Genomic DNA, 18019 nt, shown 5'->3' with positions numbered 1-18019 from the left:
CGAACACACCATCGTTCCGAGTACCGTGCCTGCTGCTCGGTTGGGCGGTGCGAGTCGATTTCGACGCATCGGGAGGCTAAGGGGTTCGAGTGCGGTCGGGGGCTGGGATAGTTCCGCGAGTGAGTGTGCTGGTGATGGGGTTCGTGGCGGGGTTGATCGTCGCGATGCTCACCGCGCCGGTCGGGGTATCGGGGGCGGTGTTCCTGCTGCCGGTGCAGATCAGCGTGTTGGGTGTGCCCAGCCCGGCGGTGACCCCGACGAATCTGCTGTTCAACGTCGTGTCCATTCCAGGGGCGTTGCGTCGCTACAGCCGCCGTGGCCCGCTTCGAAGCCCGCTGACTCGAATCCTGTTGTCAGGCACTCTGCCCGGCGTCGTGGTCGGTGCGATCATTCGAGTTTTCCTGGTCCCGAGCACCGGCGCGTTCAAGCTCATCGCCGCGGGTCTGCTGATGCCTCTCGGCGTGTGGCTGTGTCTGCGCACTGCCGCACAGATCCGGGACGACCGGCCGCGCCCCTCCACTCGATTCATCACCACCACCGCGCTGGTGGTCGGGGTGGTCGGTGGAATCTATGGAATCGGTGGTGGATCGTTGCTCAGCCCGATCCTGGTCGGTCGCGGTGTCCCCGTGGCCGACGTCGCCCCAGCGGCGCTGACCTCGACACTGCTGACTTCGATCGCGGGCGCGGCGACGTATCTCGGTATCGCCATGGTGACCGGTGGCACGGACATCGCGCCGGCCTGGGCGATCGGACTGAGCTGCGGGACCGGCGGCCTGATCGGCGGGTATCTCGGTGCTCATCTGCAACCTCGACTACCAGAACGTGGATTGCGCTTCGCGCTGGGCGGAGTAGCGATCGCAACGGCGGGAATTTATGCCGCCCAAGCACTCTGAGGCAGGTCGGAACGCACTCATCTGCCGCATACCGAGCTGACCGAACCGGCCAGGTGTCATTCCTGCACGCGTGTCAGCGCGAGCAGTGCGTCGATGGCATCACATGTGTCCTGCGCGCTGACGTCAGGTTCAGGGTCGCCACCGGGCCATTCACGGCCGTGGGTGACCCAGCAGGTCGACATTCCCGCGGCAAGTCCGCCCCGGATATCCAGGATCGGATCGTCGCCGACAATCCACCCGCCCTCGGCGGTCTCGGCACCGGCATGCTGTGCAGCGAGACCGAAGATCCGCGGATCTGGCTTGCGCACACCGACCTCACCCGAGATGACATAGCCGTCGACATGTTCGGCCAGGCCTGTGCGGCGAATCTTGCCGAGCTGGTTGTCCAGGGCGCCGTTGGTCACGATTCCGACCGCCCAGCCCTCGCGCCGCAACAGCGCGAGGCCATCGAGAACACCGGAGCGGGTACGCGCCAATTCCGGGATCCTGCGCCGATACTGCGTCCAGAGTTCATCAACACTGTCCGCGAGCCCGAACCGGTCCTTGGCTCGGGCCAGCAGCCGATTCTTCGGCCCGGGGAAGACCCGTGGAGCGGCGTTCAGCCAGCTGATCGAATCAGCATTCAGTCTGTGCCGCTCGGCGAATTCCGCAGCCCACCGGGCGTAGGCGCCGCTCAGGTCGATCAGGGTGTCGTCGAGATCGAACAGCGCAAATCGCGGGGTTCTGCCGGGTTGGTCCACGAAGTGGGTAACACCCGCCGCGGATCGGATTTCGGGATTGCGATCAGCGTGATGCGATAACCGTTCCGCGAAGGTTTCGGCCCACGCGGCCGACTCGGACGCCTCGTCGATCTCCAGCCCGCGCTTGGCCGCCGTCGTCCACCCAAACTCGCTTGCCCGTCTCCCACCACTGTCGAACATGACGACGCGATCCGCGGTCACAACCCGCGGCACGGACGTCGAGCTGGAATGGCGGTCGGGATCAGTTGCGGCACAGGTGGGCTCATCGACCTCGGCTCGCCTCCGAATCCGGCGACGACTACCCCGTGCGATCCACGCGCTCATGCACCGTGAGCAACAAATGATCCACCCTCGTCACCCACTCCGCCGGAGCCCCCGGCGTCTGGGTGAGCTCGAACAGCAACTGCTGAGCCAGATCCCGCAGCTTCGTGCTCGTCTCCCGTGAGCGCCAGCGCAGCACCTCGAACGCCTGGGTGTCGGTGATCCGGTAGATCCCCATCAGCGCGCCCTTCGCCTGTTCGATCACCACCCGCGCCTCGAGGAGTTCGGGCAGCACGCTGTCCAGGGTGTCCTTCTCGGCCGCGGCCAGGGTGTCGGTGAGGTCGATGTAGTAGCCGGTGGTGCCGACCACCTTGCCGTCGGAGTCCGTGATGCCGTCCGAGATCAGCAGCACCGGATGGATCCGGCCCTGGGTGTCGACGAACCTGTGCCTGCTCGAGAACGGGTTGCCGCCGTTCAACGACCGGGTGATCGCCTCCGCGACCACCGGCCTGTCGTCCGGATGCTTGTGCGAGAGCAGCAGTTCGGTCGTGGGCTCGACCTCACCGGGGACGTACCCGTGCATCAGGTACACCTCCGGGGACCACTCCCAGCGCTTGGTGGCGAACCAGAACCGGAAGCTGCCGAAGCCCGGCCCGGTCACTATCGCCGGTGCGTCCTGCCCCTGCGATGTGGCGGGTCCGACAGCGAACTCGGTCATTGCACCCCTTCTTCGGCCAGCACTCGTCCGCTCACGGCTGCCGCCGTGTCCCGTCGATTCGACGGAGCGCCCCTGTCGTTGACAGTCACTGCCAGCTTCTCGGTCGGGAGCGGGTGCGGTCTACCGGCTTTCGCGCACAGACGGGTACGCGAAAAACGAACCGCCGCCGGGGTCTAGTGGCCCAGCCGGCGCAAGGTGTGGTGGGGAGGTTCGCCGTAGGCCGCGCGATAGTCCGCGGCAAAACGACTCATATCCGTGAAACCCCACCGCAGCGCGACCCCGGTCACCGTCGTCGCGTCACCGGCAACCGCGCGCAGCAGATCGGCGCGGGCCAGCTCGAGGCGGACTCTGCGCAGATAGCGCATCGGCGTGGTCTGCAAGTGGCGGCGGAACGCCAGCTGCAGCGAGCGCACCGAAACATGTGCGGCACGGGCGATGTCGGCGACGCCGATCTCGAGGTCCGGATTGGACTCGATGTACGCGATCGCGCGCCGCACGGCCGCGGGAATGGCATCGACTCGATCCTCGGAGTGCGTCATCCCGGCCTCGGGATCGAAGACCGCGACGAACGTCGCCGCCAGCATGCGGCTCGCGGCGTCGAGTACCAGCGGTGTCGTCATCGCGTCCACGGCGAGCACGGTCTCGGTGATGTGGTCGACGGTCCGCACCCACTGCCTGGCCGCAGCGGGCGCAACCGGATCGGTTCGGTAGGGACGCGCCAGTGCCGCGCCGGGTTCGTCGCCGGCCTGATCGACGAGGGCGAAACTCAGCAGCGTGGCCTGTGTGCTGGCGCCGTCGACCACCGTGCGGTAAGCCTCCCCCGGCAGGGTCAGGAGCATGACGTCACCGGGGCAGGCCCGCTCCGAATGCGCGGCGGTGTCGATCGACACCGTTCGCCCGGTTACCCGGATGACGGTCAGTGTGTCGAGCGGATCCACGTCGAAGTCGTGCGTGAGGGTGTTGGAGTACCGGTCGAACTGGACCTCACCGATGTCGATGCGTTCCTGGGTCATCCGGAATCCGTCGCTGCTGCCGCTGACTCGCAACCGGTTCTCGGCATAGGCGGCGGCGACCAGCGCCTCACCTTCCTCCCGGTTGCGCGTATCGAACCCCGAACGCACCGGCGCATGCACAACGCACCTCCACTGTGCGCGCCGCGCGTCACCGCGACCCGCTCCGACCAGCCATCATCAGGCTGACAAACCTACTGCCCCGTGCCACGGGCGGAACATCCGAATCCCGCTGACGTCCGCACCTCGGCCACCCCGCATCCATCTGCCGAAGTCGCAGACTTCACCGAGGGTTCGTTTGCCTCGCATATTTGATGTCTGTCAATATCGATACATGTCTAAGTCACCGGGTGAGTTGCCGCTTGCCGCCGCGTGCGATCCCGCGCCGATCGTTCGTGAACCGCTGTCCGCCGACGACGCCGCCGAGTTGGCGGGAGTCTTCAAGGCGCTGTCGGACCCCGTGCGGTTGCGCCTGCTGTCCTCGATCGCGAGTCGCGCCGGCCAGGAAGCGTGTGTATGCGACCTGTCCGCGGGCATCGACCTCACCCAGCCCACCATTTCCCACCATCTCAAGGTGTTGCGCGAGGCCGGCCTACTGACCAGCGAACGCCGTGCGTCCTGGGTGTACTACCGCGTGGTTCCCGAAGCGTTCCAACGCCTTTCGCAGGCGCTGACGCAGGACACCGCCGGGGTTTCCGCATGAGCGCGGCCGAGGAGCCCGGCGTGGTCGGCAAGCTCTCCACCCTGGATCGATTCCTGCCGGTGTGGATCGGTGTGGCCATGGCCGCGGGCCTGCTGCTGGGGCGACTGATCCCCGGCCTGGGTGACGCGCTGAGCGCGGTCGAGATCGACGGCATCTCGCTGCCGATCGCGATCGGGCTGCTGATCATGATGTACCCGGTGCTGGCCAAGGTGCGCTACGACCGTCTCGACACCGTCACCGGCGACCGCAAACTCCTGCTGAGCTCCCTGGTCCTGAACTGGGTCCTGGGCCCGGCCCTGATGTTCGCCCTGGCCTGGCTGTTGCTCGCGGACCTGCCCGAATACCGCACCGGTCTGATCATCGTCGGGCTGGCGCGCTGCATCGCCATGGTCATCATCTGGAACGACCTCGCCTGCGGCGACCGCGAAGCCGCCGCGGTGCTCGTGGCCTTGAACTCGGTGTTCCAGGTCGTCATGTTCGCCGTGCTCGGCTGGTTCTACCTCTCTGTGCTGCCGGGCTGGCTCGGCTTGGAACAGACCACCATCGACACCTCGCCCTGGCAGATCGCACAGTCCGTGGTCATCTTCCTCGGCATCCCACTGCTGGCCGGGTTCGCGACCCGCCGTCTCGGCGAACGCGCCAAGGGCCGCGACTGGTACGAGTCGACGCTGCTTCCGAGGATCGGCCCGTGGGCGCTGTACGGATTGCTGTTCACGATCGTGATTCTGTTCGCCCTGCAGGGCAAGCAGATCACCTCCCAGCCCCTGGATGTGGTGCGGATCGCGATCCCACTGCTCATCTACTTCGCGGTGATGTGGGGCGGCGGCTACCTGCTCGGCGCGGTCCTGGGGCTCGGGTACGCGCGCACCACCACCCTCGCGTTCACCGCCGCGGGCAACAACTTCGAGCTCGCCATCGCGGTGGCAATCGCGACCTACGGCGCCACCTCCGGTCAGGCCCTCGCGGGCGTGGTCGGCCCGCTGATCGAGGTCCCGGTTCTGGTCGCGCTCGTGTACGTCTCCCTCGCCCTGCGTGACCGATTCCCGGACAAGCAGGCTTCGGCGGGGTTGGTGCGGTCATGAGCGGCATACCGACGAGCCACCCGCATCCGGGATCTGCCCGACGAACCAATGCAACCGTATCCAATCCGAAAGGCCTTGCAGGCTGATGATTTCCAAGCCGAGTGTGTTGTTCGTGTGCGTGCACAACGCCGGCCGTTCGCAGATGGCGCAGGGGTTCCTGACCGCGCTGGCCGGGGACTCGATCGAGGTCCGCTCCGCGGGCAGCGCACCGGGCGATTCTTTGAACCCGGCCGCGGTCGCGGCGATGGCCGAGGTCGGCATCGACATCACCGGCCAGACTCCGAAGATCCTGCGCCCGGACACCGTCGAATCCTCCACCGTGGTGATCACCATGGGCTGCGGGGACGCGTGCCCGTACTTCCCGGGCGTGGACTACCGGGACTGGAAGCTAGACGATCCGGCCGGACAGGGCATCGAGGCGGTGCGGCCGATCCGCGACGAAATCCGTTCCCGGGTAGAGGAATTGATCGCAGAGCTGGCGCCCGGGCGGGAGTGAGCGAACGGGCGGGCACCGCCTTGGTGTTCGGTGCCCGCCCGCTCGCGATTCAGCCGCAGCAGCCCTTGCCCGCCGTGACGGCATCGGCTTTCGCGTCACTGCCGCAGCACGCGCCCTCGGCGGCGGCTTCCTGCGCCGTACCACAGCACGGGCCACCCTGTTCCCCATCCGGTCCGGCGAGCGCGATTTCCGGTGCCGCGCCGAAGGTTTCGCTGTCTGCCAGCACCGTGTACACCTCCCAGCGCTCGGCGTCGGGGCCGGTGACCCACACCTTGTCCTGCGTCGCGAAGCAACAGGTGGTCGCGATCTGTTCCTCGGTGAACAACCCGGCCTCGGACAGCCTGGCGATCTCCCCGTGTACCTGCTCGGAGGATTCGACCTCGACGCCGAGGTGGTTGATGCTGCCGCCCTGACCGGGGTTCTCCAGCAGCACGAGCTTGAGCGGAGGCTCGGCGACGGCGAAGTTGGCGTAGCCGGGCTTGCGCTTGGCCGGTTCGGTCTTGAACAGGGTCGAGTAGAACGCGACCGCCTGGTCGAGGTTGTCGACGTTGAGGGCGAGCTGGACGCGAGACATGAGAACCTCCACTTGTGTGACATATATCGAAAAGCTGAGCGCCATCAGCATGCGACAGCTCTTCGACATATGTCAAGAAGGTAGGTAGAGTCGGTCTCATGCCCAAGACGCTGCCCGTGATCGACATGTCCGCACCGGTCTGCTGCTCACCCGTGGCGGCCGGTCCGATCAGCGACGATGCCGCCCTGCACGTCGCACTGCGCCTCAAGGCCCTGGCCGATCCGGTCCGCGTGAAGCTCATGTCCCTGCTGCTGACCAACGCCGCGGGCGAGGCGAACACCGGTGAACTCGCAAGCGCGGTCGGGCTCTCCGAGTCCACCCTGAGCCATCACCTGGGCCAGCTGAAGAAGGCCGGACTGATCGAGTCCGAACGGCGCGGCATGAACGTCTTCCACCGCGCACGCCGCGACGCGCTCGCGGCGCTGTGCCTGGTCCTGGACCCCAACTGCTGCACCTGAATTCACGCGCGTGGACACCGGGCGCGTCCCCGCACCTCGAACCGCGAAGACCGCGTCGGCTACAGGGAACACCCGACCTCGCCTCGATCTACTCCCAGTCGTGACTGGCGTTGCAGGATCGGCATTCCAGCCGCAGGTTGTTCAGGTTGTTGTACGCCGCCCTGGCTTCGGCGGTGGTCGCTACGGCGGCGGCCTTGAGGTGGTCGCGCCACTTCTGTACGTGACCCAGTTCGATTCCGCTCTCGGTGCACCCGTTGAAGCAGGTCTCGCACTGGTAGATCCGCAACTGTCGCTGCTGGTTCCACGGATCCGCCACCGCCTGGAACTTGCGGTGGCTGAGCATGAAGATCCGGGTATCGCGGCTCGCGCGCAACTGGGTGGGATCGGTGTACCAGGTCGGCTTCGGAATGCCGTTCACGTAGGCGTCGACGGTGGTCTGTACGACCGAGCCGTCCGGAACCCAGACGACATCGAACGAGATGTCGTCGGGCAGCGCGATCTGATGCTGGTAGCTAGCCTTCATCGGCCCGCCCCTTCTGAAGAGTATCGAGAAGGGTGGGTGCGCGCGTTCCCACCGAGTGCCCATGATACTTGCGCCCCACCGTCCTTCGGAGCGGTTTCAGCCGGACCGAACGCGGCGCGAGATGCGGCAAGATCTTGAAAGATACAGTTGCCGAGTCTTTTTCGATCTCTCCGCATCCTCCGCCGCATGAGCTCGGCAGCACTATCCCCTCGCTTCGCGATCGCCTGATTCCACTGGGAGCACGGTACGACTGCACGGAGTTGCCTCCGGTTCGCTGAGTTCTCGCCCGATCGCATTCGGCGTCGCGTTGGTAGTCGGCGACGGTTGGCGGTAGCCTTCGGCCCCGGGGGGATCCAGGCAGTCGGCACGAAGTGCGGAGGCCCATCCTCATACATCGCAACTGCCACAGGGGGTACACGAATGACTCAGATCGATGCGATGCGCGCCGGCGTGCAATCGCCCTACGCGAACCAGCCCGAGGTCCGACGACTGACCCGCATCGCCGGAACCTCCGGCATCGCACTCGGAATCGCGCTACTGGCATGCTCGATCGGGCTCGTGGTCTCCGGCCTGGTCAACCCCCAGTACCTGATCGTCGTCTGCGTGGTCGCGCTGCTGCCCGGGATTCCCGGCTTCAGCCTGCTCATGGCGTCGCGCCGGATCCTGCGCGGTGAGATCCACGGAACGACCAAGGCGACAACGATGCTGGTCGCCTCGATCAGCATCATCCTGCTGGCGACCGTGGGCGCTGTCATCGAAGGGCCTTGGCCCGCAAAGATTCTGATGGTCGCTCTCACCATCGGTGCCTTCACGACCGCGACCTTCGTGAGCCGCGCCGATCGAGCGCTGAAGGGGCAGTAGTCGGCGCCGGGTTCTGTCTCCCAGGAGACAGAACCTAGTCGACGCGAGTTACCCTGCCCTCTACTCGACCCGTGCCCACGGTGCCGTAGTCCGCGTATTTGTAGCTCGCCGAAACCACCCGGGTACCGCCGGCCTCGCACGTCGGATCGCGTAACTCGGTGAACGCGAACCTGCCGCCCGTACCGGGTTGGTGAAGAAGCACCACGCCGTGCGGCGGATCCGCTCGTAGCGGAATGTCGTCTCGAAAGGAGATCGCGGTCGGCGGGTTTGTTTCGACCCTGCCTGCGCCGGTTCGCAGCGCGATCACGACCCTGAACACGTTGTCGGGTACTTCTTTCGACAGATCCGCCTGTGTGGGGTTACCCGTGTAGGCGGTCGTTCGCGTCTCGTCGATCCAGTCCGACCAATACCTCCCGCAATTGTGTTCGGTGACGCGATCGGCCAGGACGCCGGATGGGGCTCCGCTGCCGTCGATCAGCGGCGGAACCGTGAGTACCGCGCCGGACACGAATGCCACCGACAGTGCCGCTCCGCCCAGCACCCAGGCGGCACCTGTCCGACCGGATCGGCTGTCATAGAAGTGCAGGCAGGCCGCCGCGAAGGCGGCGGCAAGTGCGAAACACGCCGCGGCGAGGCTCATGTCGAGGTGTATCGATATTCCCGGCTTGAAGCGGAACAGGTACAGCTCGGCTCCCACCCACTGGGCGAACACACTGGTGGTCAGCCCGCCCGCGATGGCGCCGCCGGGCGCGAATCGGTACGGCAGCAGCCCGAAAAGGGCGGTGAGGAACACCAGCGGGCTGACGACCAACAGAAATGGCCAATAGACGGCGAAGTTGGTCGCCAACATTCCACCCGCATCGAGCTCGACCCCCGAATTGGCACCCGACTCCGAGTAAATTGCGCGCCCGATCGCCAGCCATGCCACGGCCAATGCGCCGACCGCAAGGACCTGCAGCGCGTATGCGAAGGGGTTCAAGCGATTCCGCGACTTGTTGCGAGCAACCACGCGGTAACGGTATCGACCGGTTATGTTCGAATTGGCTGCGAACCGTGGAGAAATCGTGTGGTTCCGAGCTTTTCGTGTCGGTGGACGCCAACTCGTTGGAGCACACAGACGTTCGGGTAGAGGTGGCGCACTCTGTGCGCATCGAAACCAACCGTGGCCCAGGCTGATCCGCGGTGCCTTACCCGGCGGTGATGCCGGTGGCGATGAGTCCGCCGATAGTGACGGCGGTGGCCGCGCGGGCAGCGGCGTCGAGGTCCCCGCGCAGGACCCGGCGCATCGCCGGCACAGCGATCCCGGTCATCGCGTCGGCGACCGCGGTCACGTCCAACCCCTCCCGCAGGTATCCCTGGTCGGCTCCGGTACGCAGGTAGGCGGCTGTCGTCGCCGACAGCTGATCGATTAGTTCGTCGATGGCGGTCGGGCGCGCGGCGGGCGCCTGAATGAGCAGAACCCTGATCAACACTGGTTCGGTGGCGGCCATGTCCAGTAGGCGGTGCGCTACCGCTGTGATCTGGTCGCGGAAGTGCGCGAGTCCGGTGCCGTCGGCGCCGACCACGGGGTCCTCGCGCATGGCCGCGAGCATGCGGCGCACGGCATATCCGATGATGTAGTCCATCAGATCGTCTTTGCCGGTGAAGTACTTGTAGATGGTGCCCTGGCCGATACCCAGGTGTGCGGAGATGTCGGCGATACGGGTGTTGGCGTAGCCGCGCTCGTCGAAGACCGCGCAGGCGCCGAGGGAGATCTCCTTGCGCCGACGGCGGGTGAGGTCGTCGTCCAGGCTGCCGGTGCCGTTGTGATTCGAGCGTGCGGGCGCGGCGGTCATGGCACGATCCTAGCCCCTCCTCGGACTGACCAGTCATTCACTCTTGTATATCACCATCGGTTACACCTACTCTAGCTGAATGACTAGTCAGACAGCTACGCGAAATTCCGCGAAAAAGGTCGCTACCAGCGCGAAGGAACGCCTGGCCCGATACGGAAACCGCACCGGGCCTGGAACACCGCTGCACACGATCATCAGCGACGGTGCCACCTTCTACGCCGCGCTGCCGATCCTGATCACCGTGGTCATGAGCGAGGACACCGGCAAAGGCGTCGACGACCACGACCGTGTCACCAACCTCGCCAACCGGCACAATGTCCCGTTCGAAGACTTCGTCGGCCGGTTCCTCGACACCGCGGACCTGGTCGCCGGCATCGCGTTCGCCCGAGGTGCGCAACGAGATCTGATCGCACGCACGATCAAGGAGGTGCACCGTCATGTCGAGGGCACCCACGAGGACGGGCGTCGCTACCACGCCTGGAACAAGGACGTGTGGGCCTGGACGTGGGCTGGGATCCTCAAACCCGTCCTCGACGCCTACGAGCAGTTACACGGCCCGCAGGAGCAGGAGTTCGTCCACGACGCCTACATCGGCGGCCTGCAGCTGGGAGACCTGTTCGGTGTGCGCGGGCTGCCCGATACCTACCCCGAGTTCCTCGAGTACTGGGAACAGACCTGGATCCCGACGGCCCGCGGCACCGGAACCGGCAAATTCCTGCTGTCCCTGGCCTTCTCGATCCCGCGCCCGGCCGTCGCACCGTGGATTCCGGACCCGGTGTGGACCGCGGCGATGTGGCCGGTCGCGAATCTGTTGCGCACCAGCGCCTTCGTCGTACTCGAACCCCGGCTGCTGGACATGCTCGAGATAGAACCCACTCCCGCGCAGCGATTCAGCGTCGCCGCGCACCGGATGTGGTGGCGCGTCACACCCGACGTGCTGACCCGGCATTGGTTCGGAGTGTTCATGAAGCTGCGCCTGCGCTACGGCAACAGCAGCTGGGACCACCACTACTCGCCCGAGGCCCTCGATCGATACCACCGCGAAGTCGAAGACGCACGCGCACAGGGACTTCCACAGCCAGCCCGCCCGTCGAAACGACACTGACAACCGCGCGAACTCGACTCGACCGAAAGGACGCCGCCGGTGTCTCGAATCATCCTGCTGGGCGCGACCGGATACACCGGATCGCTGGTACTCGACCGGCTGGCGGCCCAGCCCGAACACGAGGTGATACTCGCCGGGCGGGATCCGAGCCGCCTGCGGGCCCGCGCACAGCGATCCGGATTGGCCTGCGGAATCGCCGGGGCCGACATCACCGCGCCCGGAGCACTGGACAGCCTTCTCGACGCAGAGGATGTGCTCATCTCCACCGTCGGGCCGTTCCTGCGACTGGGAACCGAAGTGGCCCGCTCGGCCGCACGAGCCGGAGCGGTCTATCTCGATTCGACCGGCGAGCCGCCGTTCATCGAGTGGATGTTCCGCACGCTGAACAGGCCGGCCGCCGACAGTGGAGCCCTCCTGATCCCGGCGTTCGGCTACGACTTCGTCCCCGGACACCTCGCCGCAGCCCTGGCCCTGAACCAGGCCGGGCAGAGCGCGCACGCGGTGGAGATCGGATATTTCCTGGCCCCCGGGGCGCCCGGCACGCCCGGTATCGACCGCGTCCCGACACTGCGGCAGACGATCTCGATGACCACTCCGGGCACCCGGGCCTCCCTGGTCGGGGTGATCACCGAATCATCCTTCGGGTATCGCGCCGTAGCGTCCGACCCTTTCGGAATGGCCCGCACGCACAACGGCGAACGGCTGCTTCGGTTCTCGATCGCGGGCACCCCGCGCACCGCGGTGAGCATGGGCGGCGGCGAACACTACGGGCTGCCCGACGCCTACCCGCAACTGCGGCGTGTCGATGTCGGGCTCGGCTGGTTCGGGCAGCTCACCCCCGCACTGCGCCTCGTCGCGCACCATGCGCGCCCGGTCCTGCGCACCACCGCAATCAACCACGCCGCCGAGTGGATCGCGGGCAACCTACCGTGGCAACACCGCCTTCCCGATCTCGACGGACGCACCGTCGTCGCGGCAACCGCACGCGCACAGGATGATTCGGAGCCGACCACGGTTGTCGTGGAAGGGCCCGAACCGTACGCCCTCACTGCGGAGTTGCTCGCCTCGGCCGCAACGCACTTCGCTGCCGCACCGCACTCCGCGGTGGGCGTGCACGGGCCGATAACCGCACTGGGAACACACCACTTCCACACCCTCACCCGGGCCGCAGGCCTGGTTCGCACTGACGCAGCAACGGGTAACCGGGCCGGCCAGCGTCCAGATCACGAAAGGGCAGGTGAGCGGGCGTCGGCAGGCCGACCGCCACTGCCGCATTGAGAGCTGTTCGAGACGGGTGTCGTTCCGCCGCTATCGCGGATCAGTGATCGTCGGGTGTCCCGATCCGTGCCATCGCTCAACGGCCTGGACCATCTCGCGGCCGAGGTAGTCGAGGTACCGACCGATCTCGTTCAGGCGAATGCCCGCGGGGGTGGTCGCGCCGAGGACCTCGGCGCCATGGCGAGCCGCCTCGACCTTCTCTTCCGAGGCACGGGCCAGGTTGAGGGTGGTGCGGTACCAGGTTCGATCGTCGATGTAATAGCGGTCGCGGCGGGGTGAATCACGTTCCCGGCGAATGAGATCCCGCTGCTCGAGGGCGCGCACAGCCGTCGAGATCGATGCCGGGCTCACGCCGAGGCGGCGCACCAATTCGGCGGCGGTCAGGCTTCCGGAGTCGGTGAGGTGCAGGCAGGTCAGCACCCGCGCCTGCATTCGGGGCATGCCGTCGTACACGAACAAATCGGTGAACCGAGCCGCGAAGGCATGCACGGCATCGTCGTCATCGGATAACGCGGTCGACGCCGGCCAAGGCGGAATGATCTTGCCGCGTCGCGATCGCGTTGCCGTTGCCCGGTGCGCGCGCTCGGCACGATATCGGCTCGGGCCTCCGTTGCGGTTCACCTCGCGACTGATCGTCGAAGCCGGCCGCGCGAGCTGACCCGCTATCTCGGTGTACCCCAGTCCCTCGGCCAGTCCCGCCGCGATGCACTCCCGTTCCTGCAAGGTAAGTCTGGCGCCCGGCATCGGTACGGTTCCCCTTTGGCGTCACGGTGCCGCGTCGGCATGCGTTCAGCGACATCTCATTGCAAATCGACTGACCGCCCGTGCATTTCACGGCACGGTCATTGCATTCCTGATAAGCACACTAGCTCCGGAAATTGCCGTTTCTCCAGATATTCGCGTTGATCGTCGATGCAAGGGACCTACCGTTCGGCCTGGACTGAACAGTGCACGGCGGAAGGACTCCGATGATCGAACCAGCTAGGCGCGGAGGCGAAACAGCTGCCGCCGCTCCGACATTCGTGTTCGTACACGGCTTGAGCAGCAACAGCTTCTATTGGACTCCCGTGGTCCGTGAACTCGCGCTGCTCGGCCACCGCAGCCTGGCGGTCGATCTACCCGGACACGGGCTCGATGCCTCGATTCCGCTGACCTACCAGGTGCAGGACCTTGCCGCGTTCGCCGCGTCACCATCACCGATGTCCGCGATCACTGTGCAGGACAACGTTGCTCACGTGGTCGAGGTTGTGCGGCGTGTACGGCGGCACGGTCCTGTCATCCTCGTGGGCCACAGCCTCGGAGGAATCACGATCGGCCTGGTCGGCAATGCCGTACCCGAAGCCATCCACCGCCTGGTGTACCTCTCCGCGTTCTGCCCATCGACACCGGCCGCATCCTCTGCGATGGCGCTGAGCCAGACCTCCGAGGCCACCAAAGACGCGCCTCTCTCGGACACCGAGCACTCGCTGTTTCTCGGAATGGAGCAGGTGTCCCGCGGGCTGATCCGGTTCAATCTCCGCTCCCCGGATCCCTTAGCGCTGGAGGACTTTCGACGGACCAACATGCCCGAAGCCACCCTGGAGCAGACCCTGACAGTGATCAACTTCGGCATGCAGCCCGAGGACGGGGCCCACACCAGCTTCGCCGATGCCCGTGTGGACGCCGACACGTGGGGACGAATACCCCGCACCTACATCCGTCTCACCCGAGACAACGTCATCCCGCCGGCGCTGGCGACGAAGATGATCCACGACGCCGACCACCTCACACCCGACAACCCCTTCGACGTCCATGATCTGGCCGCCGGGCACGTGGGTGTCGTCCTGCGGGCCCGTGAGGTGGCAGCCATTCTGGACAGCCTCGCGTGAACCAACGATTCCCGGCGCGCCGACGTGGCAATTGATCGCGAGAACCAAAAGACCACGCCCAGAACGCATTACCCCGACAGCGCCTCAGCGCACGAGTACCCGCTGGAGCCGAAGACCGCGCCGGAACCAGATCAAGGCTGAGTGCAGGCGTGTTCGCGATCGAACGAGCCGGCGCTTCCGGTGCCGGCGGGCAGGTTGCGGACGGCGTCCGCGCGGGCCTCCGCCGGGGTCGCGCCCTTACCGAAGCCCAGAATCGGGAACCCCGCGACGATCGCGAGCGGACTCGTCACGACCGCACCGCAGCCGTTCGCGAACGTCACCACCATCCGGCAGTCGATGATGCCCTGACCCTTGCAGGCTCGGTCGGCGGCTCGAATGGCGTCGGCTTCGGTCGGGTGGTTGACCGAGATCGCGAACACGTTGCCCCAGGCACTGAGGGACACGGCGCCCCAGTTGACCGGGTCGGCGGAGGCGGGCGGTGCCGCGAGCAGGGCGGCGGCGCTCACCGAGAGCGCGGCGGCCGCAAAGGATTTGTTGATCAAGTGGAGTGCTTCCTCTGCGCGCCGACCTGGGTGCGGCGATCGCATGGAAGATACCGCAGGGCATGTACTCGTTCTCGCCCCCGGTTCTGGCGGCTCGGCAGAACCGTCACGAATCGCGGTGCTCGTGACGGCTCCGCCGACACCCATCTACTCGCTCTTGCCTGCCGAACAACCGAATACCGCAGAGGACGCACCGCACCACGCGGACGGGCGGACGCCGACGGGCAAAGCTGATGCGGCGCCTACCTACCTCGAGGCATTCCGAGTACGTCGGCCCCGTAGCCGAAGGTCTCGCGTCAATTCAGGATCTCGCCTCGCCTGAGAGTCGACAGCCGATCCCGCCACATCTGCAACTGCTCGGGCGTGAGCCGAGTCCACTCGGTCACCTCGCCGACGATCCGCAGCGGGTCGCTGCTGCGATATGACCGGGTCGGATTGCCGGGGAACTTCCGGTCGGTGACGTTCGGGTCGTTCTCGAAATCCCCGGTCGGCTCGACCGCATATACCCGCGGAATCGCTTCTCCCCCGGCCAGTTCCGCGGCGACCTCCGCGGCCAGGCCCGCCCCGTCGACGAGGGCGGTGAAGTAGATGTGGTTCATCACGATCTCGGGGCGGTAGTTCGACGGACGGCCCGCGGTCAGTAACTCGCCCGCGCGCAAATCCGCGATCGTGCCGTGGAAGAACGGGCCTTCATCGAGCTTGTCGGACACGTGAATCCTTTCGTCTACCCGGTGGGACGAGCGATTCTGCCGCATCACCCGGGCCTTGCGGCAAGCCCCGGGCAGTGGCTTATCCTGAAAGGGGAAGAGCTGGCGAGCAGCTTAAGTCTCTCCCACATCGCGGCACTCGAGAGTGACCTGCATCACTTCCTATCAGATCCGGCCGTTGAGACGTGTCTCCTGGGCATGACTGATTTCACTCCCAGCACCAAGGTCGTCGTGATCGGCGGCGGCTATGCGGGCACCGTCGCGGCCAACCGGCTCCGCCTGCGACCCGATGTCGAGATCACGCTGGTCAATCCGCGACCTGCGTTCGTCGAGCGCATGCGGCTGCACCAGTTCGCGGCCGACGCGCGCGACGTCACCGTCGACTACGACACGTTGCTCGGCGCGGGTGTGCGGCTGGTCGTCGACCAGGCCGTCCGCATCGATACCGCTTCTCGCACAGTGGAACTGGGTTCGGGTGGCACGCTCGGATACGACTACGTGGTCTATGCCGTCGGCAGCAAGGCGGCGGTGCCCCAGTCTGTCCCCGGCGCTACCGAATTCGCCTATCCGATAGCCGAATACGAGCACGCTCAGCGGTTGCGGGCCGCACTCGCCGCACTACCCGAGCAGGCCCCGATCGTCGTTGTCGGCGGCGGGCTCACCGCGATCGAGGCCGCCGCCGAACTCGTCGAGCACGGCCACCCGGTCACGATGGCGAGCAGCGGTATGTTGGCGGCGAACTTCTCGAAGCCGGCCCGGCGGTCGGTGGCGAAGTGGCTGGCGATGAACGGGGTCGAGGTGCGCGAGCGGGCGCGAGTGTGCGAGGTGCGACCGGGCGAGGTCGTCCTGGCCGACGGCGACGTGCTGCCCAGCGCGCTCACGATCTGGACTGCCGGATTCGGGGTGCCCGAGCTGGCGGCACGCAGCGGGCTGCGGACCGACGAACTGGGGCGGTTGCTGACCGACGAGACCCTGACCAGTATCGACGACGAGCGCATCGTCGCCGCCGGGGACGCGGTGGCACCGTCCGGCCGACCGTTGCGGATGAGTTGCTACGCCGCCCAACCCCTGGGGGCGCAGGCCGCGGACAATGTGCTGGCCCGGATCGCGGGGGCCGACCCCGGCGTGCTGGATGTCGCTTTCGTGGCGTGCACCCTGGGCCTGGGTTCTCGGGCGGGTGTGATGCAGTTCAGCAGACGCGACGACACACCCGTATCGATGTACCTCGGCGGGCGCGTAGCCGCGACGATCAAGGAACGGGTCGGACTGGCCGGGCCGATCGGGACCATTCGTAAGGAAGCCCGCAAGCCCGGTGCGATTCCCGCCTTCCTGGGTTTGGGCAGGCGTAAGGAGTTGCGCGAATCCGGGCCGGAAGGAGCTGTGCACCCGTGACTTTCAGCGACGAGCACGCCGAGCGCTTCGTGAACCTGCGACCGCTGCTGTTCACGATCGTCTACGAAATCCTCGGTTCGGCCACCGAAGCCGACGATGTGCTGCAGGACAGCTATCTTCGATGGCGGAAAGTGGACCTGACGACCGTCCGCGACACCAAATCCTATCTGGCCCAACTGGTTACCCGGCAGGCGCTCAACGCGTTGCGGGCCGGCGCCAGTCGCCGTGAGGACTACGTCGGCCCGTGGTTGCCAGAGCCCCTGCTGCTCGCCGACGGCGACGCCTCGAGCGACGTGGTGCTGGCCGAATCGGTCTCGATGGGGATGCTGGTGGTGCTCGAGTCGCTCACACCCCTCGAGCGCGCCGTCTTCGTCCTGCGCGAGGTGTTCGGCTTCGACTACGACGAAATATCCTACGCCACAGGCAAATCGGTCGACGCCCTCCACCAGACCGCCCGCCGCGCCCGCAATCACGTGCAGGCCCGGCGCAAACGCTACGCGCCCGTCGACGCCACGCGCACCGCCGCGGTCACCGAACGCTTCATCGCCGCCGCGACCACCGGGAACATGGAGGGTCTGCTGGCGATGCTCGCGCCCGACATCACCTGGATCACCGACAGCGGCGGCAAGGTCACCGCACTCCCGGAGCTGGTGATGACCGGCGCCGAGCGGGTCGGCGCACTGCTCATGGGCGTCTTCCGCTACGCGCAGCGCCGTCCCCAGGTGCGGATCGAGACGGTGAACTGCAACGGCCAACCGGCACTGGCCTGCTACGTCGCCGACAACCTGGAAGCGCTGCTCGTGTTCGACGTCGCCGGCGACACGATCGTCAATGGCTACGGAATCCGCAACCCGGACAAACTTGCCGCCCTCGGCATCCCTCGCACGATCAGCCGCACGGCACCCGCCCCCTGACCGGCCCGGCGTAAGCCCACCCGTCGGTCACGCCGACCACAGAAGTAGGGGCAGCGAAC

21 protein-coding genes and 1 pseudogene are annotated in these 18019 nt (G+C 66.6%); 11 read left to right on the top strand and 11 right to left on the bottom strand.

The genetic code is table 11. The features are described 5' to 3' along the window. Positions 1–119 precede the first annotated feature (119 nt). Positions 120–893: a sulfite exporter TauE/SafE family protein gene (locus ACWDOP_RS02125; protein WP_456343492.1), complete on the top strand. Its 774-nt coding sequence runs from the start codon at positions 120–122 to the stop codon at positions 891–893. A 56-nt stretch (positions 894–949) separates the two neighbouring features. Here the strand turns inward: ACWDOP_RS02125 and ACWDOP_RS02120 are convergent, their stop codons facing one another. The 3 genes from ACWDOP_RS02120 to ACWDOP_RS02110 all read right to left on the bottom strand — a co-directional run bounded on the left by ACWDOP_RS02120 (position 950) and on the right by ACWDOP_RS02110 (position 3733). Further along, complete coding sequence (locus tag ACWDOP_RS02120) at positions 950–1813, bottom strand: HAD family hydrolase (protein WP_456343491.1); 864 nt, start codon at positions 1811–1813, stop codon at positions 950–952. Positions 1814–1931: 118 nt separating this feature from the next. Next, positions 1932–2612 (bottom strand): PAS and ANTAR domain-containing protein, encoded by a 681-nt coding sequence (locus ACWDOP_RS02115; RefSeq protein ID WP_456343490.1) that lies wholly within the window; start codon positions 2610–2612, stop codon positions 1932–1934. A 173-nt stretch (positions 2613–2785) separates the two neighbouring features. Further along, positions 2786–3733 (bottom strand): helix-turn-helix transcriptional regulator, encoded by a 948-nt coding sequence (locus ACWDOP_RS02110; protein ID WP_456343489.1) that lies wholly within the window; start codon positions 3731–3733, stop codon positions 2786–2788. A gap of 223 nt (positions 3734–3956) precedes the next feature. Between ACWDOP_RS02110 and ACWDOP_RS02105 the strand changes: the two genes are divergently transcribed. The 3 genes from ACWDOP_RS02105 (at position 3957) to ACWDOP_RS02095 (ending at position 5903) form a co-directional block, all read left to right on the top strand. Continuing rightward, positions 3957–4325, top strand: a complete 369-nt coding sequence (locus ACWDOP_RS02105) for an ArsR/SmtB family transcription factor (protein WP_456343488.1) — start codon at positions 3957–3959, stop codon at positions 4323–4325. Beyond that, entirely contained in the window at positions 4322–5407 is a 1086-nt protein-coding gene (arsB, locus tag ACWDOP_RS02100; RefSeq protein ID WP_456343487.1) for an ACR3 family arsenite efflux transporter, read from the top strand. The genes ACWDOP_RS02105 and arsB overlap by 4 nt, the downstream gene beginning before the upstream one ends. Before the next feature lie 85 nt (positions 5408–5492). Then, positions 5493–5903, top strand: a complete 411-nt coding sequence (locus ACWDOP_RS02095; RefSeq protein WP_456343486.1) for an arsenate reductase ArsC — start codon at positions 5493–5495, stop codon at positions 5901–5903. 49 nt (positions 5904–5952) lie between these two features. On the opposite strand, the gene ACWDOP_RS02090 is transcribed toward ACWDOP_RS02095, so the two are convergent. After that, a complete protein-coding gene (locus tag ACWDOP_RS02090) occupies positions 5953–6477 on the bottom strand; it encodes an ArsI/CadI family heavy metal resistance metalloenzyme (RefSeq protein WP_456343827.1) in 525 nt (174 codons plus the stop codon). Between the two features lie 98 nt (positions 6478–6575). Here ACWDOP_RS02090 and ACWDOP_RS02085 point away from each other — a divergent pair, with 98 nt between their 5' ends. Continuing rightward, positions 6576–6935, top strand: a complete 360-nt coding sequence (locus ACWDOP_RS02085; protein ID WP_456343485.1) for an Rv2640c family ArsR-like transcriptional regulator — start codon at positions 6576–6578, stop codon at positions 6933–6935. Positions 6936–7023: 88 nt separating this feature from the next. Here the strand turns inward: ACWDOP_RS02085 and ACWDOP_RS02080 are convergent, their stop codons facing one another. Next, the gene (locus ACWDOP_RS02080) at positions 7024–7458 is read right to left on the bottom strand and encodes a GH-E family nuclease (RefSeq protein ID WP_456343484.1); all 435 of its coding nucleotides are present in this window, start codon (positions 7456–7458) and stop codon (positions 7024–7026) included. A 420-nt stretch (positions 7459–7878) separates the two neighbouring features. Between ACWDOP_RS02080 and ACWDOP_RS02075 the strand changes: the two genes are divergently transcribed. Then, positions 7879–8319, top strand: coding sequence for a hypothetical protein (locus ACWDOP_RS02075; protein ID WP_456343483.1), 441 nt, complete (start codon positions 7879–7881; stop codon positions 8317–8319). A 34-nt stretch (positions 8320–8353) separates the two neighbouring features. On the opposite strand, the gene ACWDOP_RS02070 is transcribed toward ACWDOP_RS02075, so the two are convergent. Both ACWDOP_RS02070 and ACWDOP_RS02065 read right to left on the bottom strand, forming a co-directional pair. Further along, positions 8354–9328: a hypothetical protein gene (locus ACWDOP_RS02070; protein ID WP_456343482.1), complete on the bottom strand. Its 975-nt coding sequence runs from the start codon at positions 9326–9328 to the stop codon at positions 8354–8356. 178 nt (positions 9329–9506) lie between these two features. Further along, a complete protein-coding gene (locus tag ACWDOP_RS02065) occupies positions 9507–10154 on the bottom strand; it encodes a TetR/AcrR family transcriptional regulator (RefSeq protein ID WP_456343481.1) in 648 nt (215 codons plus the stop codon). A 79-nt stretch (positions 10155–10233) separates the two neighbouring features. Here ACWDOP_RS02065 and ACWDOP_RS02060 point away from each other — a divergent pair, with 79 nt between their 5' ends. Next, the gene (locus ACWDOP_RS02060; protein ID WP_456343480.1) at positions 10234–11259 is read left to right on the top strand and encodes an oxygenase MpaB family protein; all 1026 of its coding nucleotides are present in this window, start codon (positions 10234–10236) and stop codon (positions 11257–11259) included. A gap of 39 nt (positions 11260–11298) precedes the next feature. Then, on the top strand, positions 11299–12537 hold the full coding sequence (locus ACWDOP_RS02055; protein ID WP_456343479.1) for a saccharopine dehydrogenase NADP-binding domain-containing protein: 1239 nt from the start codon (positions 11299–11301) through the stop codon (positions 12535–12537). A gap of 30 nt (positions 12538–12567) precedes the next feature. Here ACWDOP_RS02055 and ACWDOP_RS02050 read toward each other — a convergent pair whose 3' ends face one another. Next, positions 12568–12978 (bottom strand): GbsR/MarR family transcriptional regulator, encoded by a 411-nt coding sequence (locus ACWDOP_RS02050; protein ID WP_456343826.1) that lies wholly within the window; start codon positions 12976–12978, stop codon positions 12568–12570. Positions 12979–13158: 180 nt separating this feature from the next. Then, positions 13159–13281, bottom strand: a pseudogene (locus ACWDOP_RS02045) (helix-turn-helix domain-containing protein); the annotation flags it as partial. Between the two features lie 224 nt (positions 13282–13505). Here ACWDOP_RS02045 and ACWDOP_RS02040 point away from each other — a divergent pair. Beyond that, positions 13506–14405, top strand: a complete 900-nt coding sequence (locus tag ACWDOP_RS02040) for an alpha/beta hydrolase (RefSeq protein WP_456343478.1) — start codon at positions 13506–13508, stop codon at positions 14403–14405. Positions 14406–14536: 131 nt separating this feature from the next. Here the strand turns inward: ACWDOP_RS02040 and ACWDOP_RS02035 are convergent, their stop codons facing one another. After that, a complete protein-coding gene (locus ACWDOP_RS02035) occupies positions 14537–14947 on the bottom strand; it encodes a DUF4189 domain-containing protein (protein WP_456343477.1) in 411 nt (136 codons plus the stop codon). 296 nt (positions 14948–15243) lie between these two features. Next, on the bottom strand, positions 15244–15657 hold the full coding sequence (gene arr, locus ACWDOP_RS02030; protein ID WP_456343476.1) for an NAD(+)--rifampin ADP-ribosyltransferase: 414 nt from the start codon (positions 15655–15657) through the stop codon (positions 15244–15246). Between the two features lie 195 nt (positions 15658–15852). Between arr and ACWDOP_RS02025 the strand changes: the two genes are divergently transcribed. After that, entirely contained in the window at positions 15853–17046 is a 1194-nt protein-coding gene (locus tag ACWDOP_RS02025; RefSeq protein WP_456343475.1) for an NAD(P)/FAD-dependent oxidoreductase, read from the top strand. Continuing rightward, positions 17043–17960, top strand: coding sequence for a sigma factor-like helix-turn-helix DNA-binding protein (locus ACWDOP_RS02020; protein WP_456343474.1), 918 nt, complete (start codon positions 17043–17045; stop codon positions 17958–17960). Before ACWDOP_RS02025 ends, ACWDOP_RS02020 begins: the two co-directional genes overlap by 4 nt. Positions 17961–18019 lie beyond the last annotated feature (59 nt).

Source organism: Nocardia sp. NPDC003693 (genome assembly GCF_053981095.1).
Note: the sequence above shows the minus strand (reverse complement) of the source record. Positions and strands in the feature narration are given on the sequence as shown.

What these genes read in the sequence shown, in the direction of transcription:
- ACWDOP_RS02120 (WP_456343491.1), bottom strand. Translation starts at nt 1,813, where the DNA reads ATGTTCGACAGTGGTGGGAGACGGGCAAGCGAGTTTGGGTGGACGACG.
- ACWDOP_RS02115 (WP_456343490.1), bottom strand. Translation starts at nt 2,612, where the DNA reads ATGACCGAGTTCGCTGTCGGACCCGCCACATCGCAGGGGCAGGACGCA.
- ACWDOP_RS02105 (WP_456343488.1), top strand. Translation starts at nt 3,957, where the DNA reads ATGTCTAAGTCACCGGGTGAGTTGCCGCTTGCCGCCGCGTGCGATCCC.
- arsB (WP_456343487.1), top strand. Translation starts at nt 4,322, where the DNA reads ATGAGCGCGGCCGAGGAGCCCGGCGTGGTCGGCAAGCTCTCCACCCTG.
- ACWDOP_RS02095 (WP_456343486.1), top strand. Translation starts at nt 5,493, where the DNA reads ATGATTTCCAAGCCGAGTGTGTTGTTCGTGTGCGTGCACAACGCCGGC.
- ACWDOP_RS02090 (WP_456343827.1), bottom strand. Translation starts at nt 6,477, where the DNA reads ATGTCTCGCGTCCAGCTCGCCCTCAACGTCGACAACCTCGACCAGGCG.
- ACWDOP_RS02085 (WP_456343485.1), top strand. Translation starts at nt 6,576, where the DNA reads ATGCCCAAGACGCTGCCCGTGATCGACATGTCCGCACCGGTCTGCTGC.
- ACWDOP_RS02080 (WP_456343484.1), bottom strand. Translation starts at nt 7,458, where the DNA reads ATGAAGGCTAGCTACCAGCATCAGATCGCGCTGCCCGACGACATCTCG.
- ACWDOP_RS02075 (WP_456343483.1), top strand. Translation starts at nt 7,879, where the DNA reads ATGACTCAGATCGATGCGATGCGCGCCGGCGTGCAATCGCCCTACGCG.
- ACWDOP_RS02065 (WP_456343481.1), bottom strand. Translation starts at nt 10,154, where the DNA reads ATGACCGCCGCGCCCGCACGCTCGAATCACAACGGCACCGGCAGCCTG.
- ACWDOP_RS02060 (WP_456343480.1), top strand. Translation starts at nt 10,234, where the DNA reads ATGACTAGTCAGACAGCTACGCGAAATTCCGCGAAAAAGGTCGCTACC.
- ACWDOP_RS02050 (WP_456343826.1), bottom strand. Translation starts at nt 12,978, where the DNA reads ATGCCCCGAATGCAGGCGCGGGTGCTGACCTGCCTGCACCTCACCGAC.
- ACWDOP_RS02040 (WP_456343478.1), top strand. Translation starts at nt 13,506, where the DNA reads ATGATCGAACCAGCTAGGCGCGGAGGCGAAACAGCTGCCGCCGCTCCG.
- ACWDOP_RS02025 (WP_456343475.1), top strand. Translation starts at nt 15,853, where the DNA reads ATGACTGATTTCACTCCCAGCACCAAGGTCGTCGTGATCGGCGGCGGC.